The following is a 14,022-nucleotide window of genomic DNA, read 5'->3' on the forward strand; positions in this document are numbered from 1 at the left end:
CTTATACCTTTGCTCACATGATAATGCTTTAAATACTTTTATTAAATCGACTTTTTCCATAGTTCTATGGTAATAAAACAATAAAACTTTGTCAAGTGACTGTACAATAATAATTATTTAATATGTAATTTAAGAAGTGAAGGGTTTTACCTTTCTTCACTTCTTAAAATCATATTACTGTGGAGCTATAAATATTACGTTCCAAAATCCTCTATATAATCACCATTACATCATGATGGCCAAATTCCGTAAATGGAATTATATCTCCTTCTATTTTTTTTCCATCGAATTTTATTTCTTTGTTTGTACCTTTCATAACTTTTATATTATAAACAGAATTATAATGATTGTATTTTATGGAGTATTCTTTCCAATCCTCTGGAATACATGGTTTTATTGAGAATCCTTTTCCTTCTATAAGTTTTAATCCTAATATTCCATCTAACCCTATTCTGTACATCCATCCTGCTGTTCCTGTGTACCAGGTCCATCCTCCTCTGCCCACATAAGGCTGCTTTGCATATACATCCGCTGCCATTACATATGGCTCAACCTTATAGGTCTGACAATCATAGTAGGATTTTGTATGGTTTATAGGATTTATCATATTAAATAGTTTAACAGCTTTTTTTCCTTCTCCAAGCTTTGTCATAGCATATATTACCCAGGTTGCTGCATGGGTATACTGCCCTCCGTTTTCTCTTACACCTGGCACATATCCTTTTATGTAACCTGGTTCAAGCTTAGAGGAACTAAAAGGTGGCGTCAAAAGTAAAATAACACCTTTCTCCTCTTTCACAAGATATTTTTCAAGTGAAGTCATTGCACGTTTTGCCCTAGATGGTTCTGCTGCTCCAGATATAACTCCCCAAGACTGGGCTAAGGAATCAATCTGGCATTCTTCATTTTCCGAAGACCCAAGGGGCGTTCCATCATCAAAATATGCTCTTCTATACCAATCTCCATCCCAAGCATTTTTTTCAATGTTTTCCCTCAAAAATTCACTTAATTCGCTATACCTTTGTACTCTATACTCATCGTTTTTCATTTTAGCTATATCTTTAAAGTTTTTAAGAATAGAATACATAAACCATCCAAGCCAAACACTTTCACCTTTCCCCTTATTACCTACTGTATTCATGCCGTCATTCCAGTCACCGCTGCCCATCAAAGGTATGTTATGAACTCCAAATTTAAGTCCCTTTTCTATAGCCCTTACACAATGCTCATATACACTTTCAGTTTTTTCGGATACCTTTGCAATATTATATCTTTCATCCTCCCCTTCTTTTAAAGGTTCATCATCTATATAATTGACTTTTTCGTCAAGTACACTGTAATCTCCTGTATTTTTTATATAATCCAAGGTAACATATGGAAGCCATAGTAAATCATCAGAAAATCTAGTTCTTATACCACTATTAACTATAGGGTGCCACCAGTGCTGGACATCTCCCTCTAAAAACTGCCTTGATGAATTTATCAAAATCTGCCTTCTTGTAATTTCAGGCTTTATATAACTTAAAGACATAACATCTTGAAGCTGATCCCTAAATCCATAAGCTCCTCCAGATTGATAAAATGCTGTTCTTGCCCATACCCTGCAGGCTAAAGTTTGATACATAAGCCATCCATTCATAAGCAAATTCATGGTTTCATCAGGAGTCTTTACTGTTATAGTGTGAAGAAGTGAATTCCAATATTCCTTAGTATTATTTAACTCCTTATCTACTTCTTCAAAGGAAGAGTATTTTTGAGTTATATCCTTTGCCTTATCTAGTGAAGGAGCTTCTCCAAACATTATAATAATTTCTTTTTCTTCATTCGGTTTAAGCTGCAATTTTATATTTTCACAAACACATGGTTCTTCACCACTACCTACACTATCTGAAAGCTTTGCTTTTGCCATAAATTGAGGAGTTTCGGTGTTTCCTCCTCTACCTATGAACTCCCTTCTGCTGCCTGTAAAACTTTCTTCTTCTCCACCATACATCTTCAAATAAGCAAAAGCGTCTCCAAAATTTGTGCTATAAGGATTTTGTGCATATATTACTTTATCCTCTAAATATGTTGATACATAATTTGCTGTCTGCTCATAAGCAACTCCTAACACCAATTCTGCAAAATATGTAAGAGAAAGCCTTCTGCTTACTTCAGTATTGTTCTTTACATTTACCTTTAATAACTTAACACTTTCATTCATTGGAACAAACATAGTAACACTGCCTATTATACCTTCTCTATAGTGTTTAAAGGTAGAATATCCAAAACCATGTTCAACTATATAATCCTCCTTATCCCTAATAGGTCTAGGAGTTATGCCCCAAAACCTTCCAGTATCCTCATCACGGACATAAAGAGCTTCTCCTGGTGGATCGGATACCCAATCATTGTACCAAGGTGTTACCTTGTTTTCCCTACTATTCTCATACCAAGTATAAGCTGAACCACTTTCAGATACATGAAAACCGAACTTTTGATTTGAAATTACATTTATCCATGGAGCAGGAGTATTTTTCCCATCGTTTAAAATAATAGTATATTCACCATTTTTATTGAATCCACCATACTCATTAAAAAATTTAAGGTTTCCAACTTCAAATTTATGCGGCTTTATATCATATTTAATATCTCTTGTTTTTAAATCTTCAAGTTCTATATCTTTCTTTACTTCATTTTTAATCTGACTTATTAAAAGTCCATCCTTAGAATCAACTACAAATTTAGCTATGCCCATTAAAAAATTCATATCTTCTTCAGGCATTTCAGACTTACCATAAAGAAAAATTCTTCCCGAATTATTTCTCTTTGTACTTGAATTCCTTACTATAATGAGTTCTCTTATAGAATCCCTTAATATATGGACATATGAATTTTCCTGAAAATCCAAAATTACAAAATCATAATTAAAACCTTTAGTCTCTAGATATTCATGAGCAAGAATCATTTGCCTTGCTAAGTCTACATCATTTTCTTCTCTAACTATAAGAAGTACAATAGGCAAATCTCCTGAAATACCATAGCCCCACAAATCCGGCTGAGATTTTTTTATATTTTTAACGTAGTCTTCTCTAAGCTTTAGTGAGTTATTTACAAACAGTATTCTTGATGCCATCACTTGATATATATTTGCTTGATTTGATTTTATACCCATGTAACTCATTTCAACCTGAGTTTGTGTGCGTGCAAGCTCAAATACTCGTTTTATACTGTGATATTTACTGTACTTTTCTGCTGTATTTATAACCTCATCCTTCGATGTTGAAATAGAATTAATATAATATATATTACATGTTTTTCCAGGATGTATTTTTACCTTTTTTCTTATGCTTATTATTGGATCAAGTACATCACCTACCGTATTTTTAAGAGGATTGTTAATGCCTTCCGGATTATTCTTACTTTTTCCTCTTCCTATAAAATTAACTCTGCTAGTTTCATAGGAGGTGCTGGAAAGTTCAACACCTTCAATTATCATTTTCTGCATAATCCAATATTTTGTTTCCTTATCACTTCTTGGTCTTCTAGAGGCAATAATGCACTCTGGCTCACTTACAAATTCTGTACTTACAAAAAGGTTGCCAAAAGCTGGATGAGCCAAATCTGCATTATGTGATGCTATTGTTATTTCTGAATAACTTGTTACTTCAAATATTTTAGAAGATGATGTCTTATTAGTAATTGATATTTTTCTAACTTCAGCATCTTCCTCATTAGAAACAGCCACAACAGTATTGGTCATAATGTTTCCATCTTTTCTTCTGAATTCTACTCTATCGAGGGCGAAAACAGCTTCATAGGAATCTCCTTCACTTTCGCAAGGTTCATAGGTTGGGCTCCACCATTTACCAGTTGAAACATCCTTTATGTAAAAGAACATTCCGGCATCATCCTTCGTTGCATCCTGCCTCCATCTATAAATTTCTGTATCTAACCTTTTGCTATAGCCGCTTCCACTGTTTGATATCATAACAGAATATCTTCCATTTGATAAAAGTCCTATCTCTGGAATTGGTGTCTTAGCAGTTTTATAATTTCTAACCGTAATATTTTGCTTTACCCCCTTAAATTCTGGTACATCAAAAACTTTTTCTCTATCATAAACAATTCTCCTTGGAATTCTTTCCTGAAGCAATAGCTCTGTAGCCTTTACTCTTGGATTTGAGTGAAATCTCTTCTGCAGTACATTATTATAAATGACATTATCAAGTGCCATTAAACTCATTCCTTCATGGTGAACCATAAAACATTTTACAATTGATTTATTACTGCCTTTATTACTTCTTCCACTTGTATAGTCTAAAGCTTCATAAAATCCATATCTTCCTTCCATCCCCTCACTAGAAAGCTTTTTCATATTATCAAAACAGTCCTTAAAGTCCGCTTGAAGTGCCATTACAGTAGAGTAAGGTGATACAACAAGTTCATTTGCAAGCCCACGCTTTAATCCTATTCCAGGAACCCCAAAAGCTTTGTATTGATAATTATTGTCTACATCAAAACTATAATATGCAGATTCTGAAATACCAAAGCATGGAACTCTCCTGCTTTTGCAATATTTTTTTTGAGCTTCGATAACAGTTCTATAAGTTTCACTAAGTAAAGTATCTGGATAACTTTTCATTATTATAAGTGGCATAAAATATTCAAACATAGTTCCACTCCAAGATACAAGTCCTTTTCTGCCCGCAACAGAGGTCATAGCCCTTCCAAGCTTAAACCAATGAGTTTGCTCAACCTCACCTTTTGCTATTGCTATGAAACTTGCCTGCCTTGCCTCGGAGGCTAACAAATCATAATAACTCTTTCCAAGACTATCACTTTCTATATCATAGCCTATGGAAAACAACTTTCTCTTTTTATCAAACAGCATTGAAAAATCTGTTTCTTCAGATATTTTTCTCAATCTTTCCTTTAAGTTATTCATTCTTAAAATAAGACTTTTAGCTCTGTTTTTTTGCTTATCAAAATTATTTATTATCCTTATAACCAGCTCATTATCAGATTTCTTTAACCTAATCTTTTCAATTTCATAATCTATATCCTTTATTGGCGTATAAATTAGTATCCTATTTAAAAACTCCATACTTTCATAATCACTTTTGATTTTTTTATCTATCTCTGACATCGAAAATGAAAATTCCTCAAGCTCGCCTATGAATCTTATGCACATATCTTTAAGCTTCATATTCCAGTAAATTTTATCTTTATCGAAGTCTTCTTCTACCATATTAATTTTTTCTAATAGCTTGCTAAGTATTTCACACCACATACTTAAATTAAATTCATCTGTCTTTATTTCTTCTAGTATATCTTCGTAGTATCCATTTTTTACCTCCTCAGCTGCTAACTTTAAGGTATCCTCTATTCCTTTTTTGTATTCCTTTCGAACTATAGTATTATCTTCATACTCATCAATTGTTCCTATAAGTAACCACAAATATGCAACAAGATTACCGCTATCAACAGTGGAAACATAAAGAGGCCTTAGAGGTTCCTTAGTTTTTGTATCATACCAATTGTAAAAATGCCCTCTATACATTGGTAAACTTTCCATTTGTGAAAGTACTTTATCAATCCTATCTACAAACTCTTCAATACCGATAAATCCCAAATCATATGCCGCTATATTAGAAGTAAGTCCCATTCCCATATTTGTTGGGGAAGTTCTATATGCAACGCCCTTACTGTACTCTTCTTGATAATTGTCTGGTGCAAGAAAGTTTGATTCTTTGTTTACAAAGTCCTCAAAGTAAGCCCAGGTTTTTCTAGCTATTCTTCTTAAATAATAATTATTTTGAGGAGATATGCACTCATTTCCCCTTTCTTTTTCTCTACTTATATAATAAGCAATAACAGGGCTTATGAACCATATAATACAAGAAGGGAACATAATTATGCCATCTTCCCTTCCTCTAGAAAACGAAAAATAAGCTATAACAAGAGCAATAACACTTGCACTCCACATTGACTTAATAAAATCATAAGGTTTTCTACCCATTAGCCTTTCACTATCGGCCGCTGTCTGCCATTCAAGTAAGTTTTTTCTGCTTATAATAAGCCTGTAAAGTGTTCTCATTATTGCATCCAGCATAAGGTAGGCTTTATATGGTAAAAAAGCAAATATTAAAAATACTTGTTCTATAACTGTTTTACTGCTATTTATTTTCCCAGACAAGCTAAGTCCTCTTATAGGTGACGCTACAACTTCAGATACATCAAAAAGCCAAGGACATATTAATGCTAAAAAGGCTACGCTTAACCATCTATCCGGGTTATATGGAAGTACTGTAAATGCAAGTATAGCAAGTAATACAATAGCTGGAGATACGAGACTTCTCCTCAAGTTATCTGCAATTTTCCATCTTGAAAGTGCATTTATAGGTGACTTTCTAAATATCCAGGATATAATCTGCCAATCACCCCTAACCCATCTATGAAGTCTCTTGGAGCTTGAATTATAATACGCTGGATATCCATCTATAAGTTCAACATCTGTTACTAATGCCGTTCTTGTGTATGCCCCCTCAAGTAAATCATGGCTCAAAATAGCGTTTTCCGGCAGTTGATCCTTAAGCATTGTTTGAAATACATCAATATCATATATGCCCTTACCTGTATAAATTCCCTCTGCAAATAAATCCTCATAAACATCCGATACTGCTGTACTATAGGTATCTATTCCAGTTTCACCAGAAAATATCTTTGAATACATTGTTTTATTTGCACTTACTGTACTTATGCTCACTCTAGGCTGCATAATTCCGTATCCACGAACTACCTTATCATTTCTTATCTCTGGTCTATTTAAAACATGGGTTACAGCTCCTATGAGTTTTTTAGCTGCGTCCCTTGGAAGCTTTGTATCAACATCAAGAGTTATTACATATTTTACGTCACGAAGCTTTTCTATGTCTCCACTAATAACATTGTAACTTGTATTTTTATCTCCTTTTATTAGTGCATTAAATTCCATAAGCTTACCACGTTTTCTTTCCCAGCCAATCCACATATTTTGTTTTTTATTAAATTGTCTATATCTATTAAAAAAGAAAAAAATATCTTCACCCCTGCGGCTATACTTTTCATTTAATGCTTTTACTTTTTTTAAAGTGCTTCTGTTTATCTTTTCGTCACTAATTTCATTTTTTACATAACTATCTTTAAAATCACCAAGTATTGCAAAATATATATTTTTTTCTTTATTGGCAAGATAGTACACTTCCATATTTTCTATGAGTTCAGTTACTCTATCTTCGCTGCTTAAAATTGTAGGAATTACCACAATAGTCTTTGCATAATCTGGTATACCGCTACTAAGCTCCATTTTAGGTACAAATCTAGGGTTAGTTAAATGGTTTATACTCCAGTTAAGTATTGAGTTAATTATTTCAGAGCAGGGTATTAAAATGCTTAATCCACCGACAACATACTTCCATGGTTTTGCATAATTATCTGTAATATATATTATCCAAAGCATAAATAACGTAAGTAAAATTGTTCCAAGTATATTAGCCCATATATAAGTAGAAACTTTATGTTTGCTTATAAAACTTATTGTATTTCTTATACCCTTTTTATTAATCCCAATTCTATTTTTTAATTCCTCGATACCATTATCCATAAGATAATATCCTACATGCCTTTTTAACTCACTTTTTGTTTTAGCTTCATCAGCACATTTAACTGCTGCCCTTGCAATATAGGATTCTGGTAATTTCATTTGCTTTGAAATCACCTCTACTCTATGCCTGTAATAATCTCTTGAGGCATAATCCATATTTATATATATATCTGCTGGATCCTTTTTTAATATTTCATGAGTTATGCTGAGTTTTTCAAAACATTCCTTCCAGTTTAATGCTTCAACTTCTCTTATTCCACTTATACAATTCCTCATTGAAACTTGAAATTTTGCTTGTTTTTGATGTTCAATAATAACCATTCTATTACTGTCCATTTCTTGAACTTCCATGATATTGTATATGTACTTATAAATTTTTTCGTTTTCCACTCCATTATCCCTAAGCACCTTTAAAAGTCTTTCCATAAAATGCGTAGAAAAACCCATATTACCTTTTACTATTTTCTTAATTTCACCTTCTGTTAGTTCTTTATCTGAAAGTTTTATTATTTTATCCGCGAGCTTATCTGCTTTTCCCTTTTCCCTTTGAGCAAAAACTATTCCCGAAACAACCCTACTTATATTTTGAATAATAGCTATTCTAAGCATAGTTGGAAGTGCCCAAAGCTCAGAACTTGCGAGTACATTTCTTTCTTCATAGGCATTAATAAATGAAAGGATTATATTTTCATCTACCCTTCCGTCAGTATGTGATATCAATTCATTACTTAGATGATATATTCTTGGAAGACCCTTTAAAGAGCCTTTGTTTATTATAGGAAGTTCTTTATAAAAACTCTCTGACATATTGTGTCGTATATCCTTATATTCCTTTTCTATAAGATACAAATTATCAAGAAGCCATTCAGCTGCTGGAACAATCTCTCTATTATTCCTAATATCCCTATCTATGTATTCATATCCTCTCAAAATACTTTCATAGCTTAAATCAAGTCTTCTTATGATATTTTTTTTGCTGCTTCTCTTTCTTATTGTTTTATGATATTTAGACAACTCTACAGCATGATTTTCTAACTTTTCATTTTCAACATCATCAATATATGGAACATCATCAAAAGAATAATTAGAATTATTTTTTAATGAAATTATAATCACATATAATAAGATTAAAGCTACTAATATTGCTAATAAATATACGTAAGGCATAACAATTCATCCTTTCAGCAACTATATTTTAGTTTTCCTATATATCCTAACTTGAATTATTATTCCCTAATTTATAAAAAAAAATGCAAAATAACAATGCTTCATCACATTAAAAAAATTCTATAAATCTAAGGCAAAAAAATCGAAAAATCCTAAGATATTTCAATAACTCCCTATCGGTCAAACAATTGAAATATCTAAGTATTTTCCGATTTTTTTACCAAGATTTATTAGAATTTTTTTAAACTGTTCTTTCAGCATTGTTATTTTGCTTTCACGGTGGTACAAGGAAAAAATTCCTCCGTACCTACGGAATTTTAGCTGTAAAATTGTGTACCACTTAAAGATAAACAACTTGGAATATTAAAATTAGCCGAATTCTATTTTTGAACATATTGGCTATGTCAACATGTATTGGTTGACAATTGACAGAGGACAGTTAAGGTTAACTTTCTTCCGTTTCACTATAGATAGTCTTAAACTTAATGCTGGCGCCAATTTTTTTAAATTACCTGCTTTTCTCGCTTAGCAAAGCTAAGCATCGTTAGCTATAATTAAAGATTTATCTGAGAGAAGCGAAAGATAAATCATCCTTCACTGTACTCTGGGTTAAATTCCAGTTTAATATGGCAAACTTGGAACTTGCAATTTCAACTTTTCAACTTGTCTATCTATAAATTATTATAATTAATTATCTAAAAATAGCACCACATTAATTTTATAGAATTGAAAACTCATTTCTTATGACATCTTCGTAACTTTCTCTTTTGCATATTAATTTTGAAGTACCATTCTTAACTAAAACAACTGCAGGCTTAGGTATTTTATTATAATTATTAGACATAGAATATCCATAAGCACCTGTGGTTGGTACAGCAAGTAAATCTCCACTTTTAGCTTCCGGCAATTCAACATCTGTTAACAGTATATCGCCAGATTCACAACACTTACCTGATATAGTTACTTTTTCCCTTGATGCATCAAATCTATTTGCAATTGAACATTCATATTCAGCATTATAAAGAGAAGGTCTTATATTATCAGTCATTCCGCCGTCTACAGATATATATTTTCTTATATTAGGTATATTTTTTATAGAACCTATTGTATATAAAGTCGTTCCAGCATTGCCTATAATTGATCTTCCTGGTTCTATAATAAGCTTTGGAAGCTTAATTCCAAGTTCTGCACTTTTTTTGTCCGCTTCATTAAGTATAGCCTTACAGAATTCTTCAGTAGTTCTTGGCTTATCTTCTTTTGTATAATAAATTCCAAAGCCCCCACCTAAATCAAGTTCCTCAATATTATATCCTATTTCTTCTCTTATTTGTTTTATAAAAGTAAGCATTGCATCAACTTCTTCTAAATAAGGATTTATTTCAAATATCTGAGAACCAATATGTGCATGAAGGCCTACAAGTTCAATATTCTTAAATTTAATAGCCTCTCTTACAGCTTCAAGAGCATCTCCATTAGAAAGTGTAAATCCAAACTTTGAATCAATTTGACCTGTTTTTATATATTCATGAGTATGAGCTTCTATTCCTGGAGTTATTCTCAAAAATATTTTTTGAACTATATTTTCTCCTGCAGCTATTTCATTTATCTTCTCAATTTCGTAAAAATTATCAACAACGAATCTTCCTACTCCAAGGTTTACTCCCATTTTAATCTCATCTATTGTTTTATTATTTCCGTGAAAAAATATTTTTTCCATGGGGAATTTTGCTTTATAGGCCGTATACAATTCTCCACCAGAAACTACATCTAGGTTAAGCCCTTCCTCATTTATAATTTGACACATTGCAACAGGTAAAAATGCCTTTCCTGCATAAGCAACCGTATTATTCTCACCAAAGCTTTTACGATAACTTTTGCAATTACTTCTCAAAAGTTCTTCGTCTATAACATAAAGTGGAGTTCCATATTCTTTAGCAAGATTACTTGAGCTTACACCACCTATATATAATTCATTATCTCTTACTGACATGCTTCCAAATAATTTCAATCTTCACACCTCTTTAATCAATTTATGCATAAAAAAATATTTATTGTTATAATTATGCAAAAGTATATAAAATAATACGGCAAAGTTCAACTCTGCCGTATAATAAACAACTTTGTGAACCTTGTAGCTCTCCACTTAAAAACTAAGCGACAGCCTTATACATATTGTGCATAAAGCCAGATAAATAACCTGCCAGCTTATTCATCTTCGGCTAAAAGTTCCTTTCACTGCTTATAATTGCCTGCCAGCTAAAACAGCTACTCTTAACTTAAAGCGCCTCTACATTAGTAGTTTCACTAATATCAATTTTTTTTATTGTAGCATAATACTCATAAATATACAACTTATTTTTAAATATTATAAAATTCTTCGAAGGATTTTTCAACATATAAATGATCCTTAACACCGCATAATTCCCTTACAGAATGCATTGCAAGTAATGGTGTGCCTATATCAACCGACCTTAAAGCCAAATGAGTTGAACTTATAGGTCCAATTGTGGATCCTCCTGTTTCATCTGATCTATTTACAAATTTCTGAAATGGAATTCCAGCACTTTTACATATTTGAGTATACACTGCTATAGAGTTACTCTCGGATGTGTACTTTTGATTTGCATTTATTTTAATTACAGGTCCTTCATTTATATGTGGTCTATTAGTTGGGTCTGCTTTTTCACCCTTATTTGGATGAACAGCATGTGCCGCATCTGATGATATAATAAAAGATCTGCTAAGCGCTCTAAAGAAATCCTCTCTATCGCCTCCAAAAGATATAACAATTCTTTCAAGTATATCAGATAAAAACTGCGAATCAGCTCCTTGCTTAGTAGAACTTCCTACCTCTTCATTATCAAAGCACACAAGAACATTAGTCATTTCCGATACGTTTGACTTTACTAAAGCACTTACTCCCGCATGAACCATTTCTAAATCATCTAATCTGCTGCTGGAAACAAATTCATTATTCGCTCCCATTATACAACCCTTACCATATTCATAAAGTACAAGATCGAAGTCAATTATCTCCTCCTGATCAACATTCAATTCACTGGCAAGGAGTTTAACAAGATAGTTATCTTTTTCAAAATTATCATTAATAAGACCAAGCACAGGAAGCATATCAACCTGCTTATTTAACTCTATACCCTTGTTTATATTTCTATTCATATGTATTGCCAGGTTAGGTATTATAAGTATAGGTCTATTAATGTTTATGAGTTTAATCTTAGGACATAAAGCAGTCTTTCCCTTTAAAGCCACTCTCCCAGCTAAAGCTAAAGGTCTATCAAGCCAAGTATTTAGGATAGGTCCTCCATACACTTCTGTATTTAACTTTAAATACGCTCCTTCTGAAACAATTTCAGGATTTGGCTTTATTCTAAAGGTAGGGGAATCTGTATGAGCTCCTATTATTTTAAACCCATTTTTAGCAATAACTCCACTTCCAACAACAAACGCAACTAAGGCTGAATTGTTTCTTGTAATAAAGTATTTTCCATTCTTTTGAACTTCCCATCTGTCTTCCTCATTTAATTCCATAAATCCATTATCTCTAAGCATATCGCTTATTGTATCTACTGCATGAAAAGGTGTTGGACTTTTATATATAAAGTCAATCAATTCTTCAGCATATTCTAATTCTCTTTCCATTTGTTTAACCTCCATATAGATCAGTTCACATTTTGCAATATAAGAAAGATAAATGATCCTTTATGCATTGTAAACTGCAATTTATTTTAAATAATTTAAATGTTATAAAAAATTTTCACTAATTCTAAGTTTTGGGTTATACATCTATAAGTATACAAAATACATTTATTTTTTTCCAGCATATTTACGAAGTATGTTATAATTGATGGTAATATATTAACACACATACTAAGCTTTAAAGTTTTCAATCGATTATTATATTAAGGAAGTGATTTTATGTTTTCAAACTTAGTTATTTCAAAATTCATAAAAAATTATGACGATATTTCAAACAAAAAAGTTCGTGAAAATTATGGAATATTGAGCAGCATAATGGGGCTCATTGTTAATTTTATTTTATTTTTAATTGAGCTTTCTATAGGAGTTGTATTAAACAGCATTGCCGTAATTGCAGATGCTTTTCATAATCTTGCTGATGTCAGTTCATCTTTAGTAACCCTTATTGGCTTTAAGCTTTCAAACAAGCCTGCTGATAAAAATCACCCTTTTGGCCATGGCAGAGTTGAATATCTTTCCTCTCTATTAGTATCAGCTATAATACTAATGGTGGGTTTTGAGTTTATAAAAAGTTCCTTCTCAAGAATTTTACATCCCGAAGAAACTAAATTTAATTTAATTTCTTTTATTATAATTATAATTGCTATTCCTCTAAAACTCTGGCTAAGTCATTTTAACAAATATATTGGACAAAAAATAAAATCCTCTGCACTTTCAGCTGTTGGTGCAGATGCACTAAATGATGTTTTTATACTTTCTGGAGTAATAATTTCACTGTTAGTATGGAGATTTTTTCACATCTCTGTCGATGGATATGTAGGAGTTATAGTTGCCATTTTCATAATGCTTTCTGGTTTTTCTATAATGAAAAGCACTATAAATCCACTTCTAGGTCAGGCACCAGACCCTACACTTGTAAAAAACATAAAGCAACTTGCAATAAAATATGATTTAATTATAGGCGTCCATGACCTTATAATTCATAATTATGGTCCTACAAGGTCAATGGCATCCTTTCATGCAGAGGTTCCTTATAATGTGCCAATAATGAAAATTCATGACGAAATAGATATGGCCGAAAAAGAAATATCCGAAAAACTAAATATGCTTATAGTTATACACATGGACCCTGTTTTAACAGATTCCAAAGAAGTTACTGAAGCTAAAAAAGAAGTTGCCCGCATACTAAAAAACTTTCCAGAAGTAAATTCTTTTCATGATTTTAGAATAGTTGGAACTGGTGAGCACAAAAAACTTTTATTTGATATTGTAATAACCTTTGATGTTAAAATTTCAAAAGCATCCGAAGATAAACTTATAAAAAATATAGATAACGAAATAAGAAGAATGCATCCTAGATATGAAACAATAATAACAATTGATAGAGACTATACTGAAACGCTGTAATGTAGAGATGTATACTGATAAACTGGAATTTGAAAGAAAGAGTAGAGAGCAGAGTGAAGCGCTTAAAATATAGTGCCAGCGCAGCTGGCACTATTAAGTTCTAAGAT

Annotated in this window: 4 protein-coding genes and 1 riboswitch; of the genes, 1 reads left to right on the forward strand and 3 read right to left on the reverse strand. The window is 32.0% G+C overall.

Annotation, left to right across the window (positions count from 1 at the left end):
• Nucleotides 1–211 precede the first annotated feature (211 nt).
• The 3 genes from ACJDT4_RS00675 to ACJDT4_RS00685 form a co-directional block, all read right to left on the reverse strand.
• Nucleotides 212–8,791, reverse strand: coding sequence for a glycoside hydrolase family 94 protein (locus ACJDT4_RS00675; protein WP_406785599.1), 8,580 nt, complete (start codon nucleotides 8,789–8,791; stop codon nucleotides 212–214).
• 718 nt (nucleotides 8,792–9,509) lie between these two features.
• Nucleotides 9,510–10,799 carry a diaminopimelate decarboxylase gene (gene lysA, locus ACJDT4_RS00680; RefSeq protein WP_406785600.1) on the reverse strand — a complete coding sequence of 430 codons (1,290 nt, stop codon included), beginning with the start codon at nucleotides 10,797–10,799 and terminating at the stop codon, nucleotides 9,510–9,512.
• 116 nt (nucleotides 10,800–10,915) lie between these two features.
• A riboswitch (Lysine riboswitch) is annotated at nucleotides 10,916–11,089 on the reverse strand.
• Nucleotides 11,090–11,149: 60 nt separating this feature from the next.
• The gene (locus tag ACJDT4_RS00685; RefSeq protein ID WP_406785601.1) at nucleotides 11,150–12,451 is read right to left on the reverse strand and encodes a M18 family aminopeptidase; all 1,302 of its coding nucleotides are present in this window, start codon (nucleotides 12,449–12,451) and stop codon (nucleotides 11,150–11,152) included.
• A gap of 276 nt (nucleotides 12,452–12,727) precedes the next feature.
• Here ACJDT4_RS00685 and ACJDT4_RS00690 point away from each other — a divergent pair, with 276 nt between their 5' ends.
• The gene (locus ACJDT4_RS00690) at nucleotides 12,728–13,915 is read left to right on the forward strand and encodes a cation diffusion facilitator family transporter (protein WP_406785602.1); all 1,188 of its coding nucleotides are present in this window, start codon (nucleotides 12,728–12,730) and stop codon (nucleotides 13,913–13,915) included.
• Nucleotides 13,916–14,022: the final 107 nt, after the last annotated feature.

Origin of the sequence: Clostridium neuense, assembly GCF_045310695.1 — a bacterium.
GTDB classification, from domain to species: Bacteria; Bacillota; Clostridia; order Clostridiales; family Clostridiaceae; genus Clostridium_S; species Clostridium_S neuense.

Excerpts from the sequence above, each read along its gene's own strand:
- ACJDT4_RS00675 (WP_406785599.1), bottom strand. The coding sequence starts at position 8,791 with ATGCCTTACGTATATTTATTAGCAATATTAGTAGCTTTAATCTTATTA.
- ACJDT4_RS00685 (WP_406785601.1), bottom strand. The coding sequence starts at position 12,451 with ATGGAAAGAGAATTAGAATATGCTGAAGAATTGATTGACTTTATATAT.
- ACJDT4_RS00690 (WP_406785602.1), top strand. The coding sequence starts at position 12,728 with ATGTTTTCAAACTTAGTTATTTCAAAATTCATAAAAAATTATGACGAT.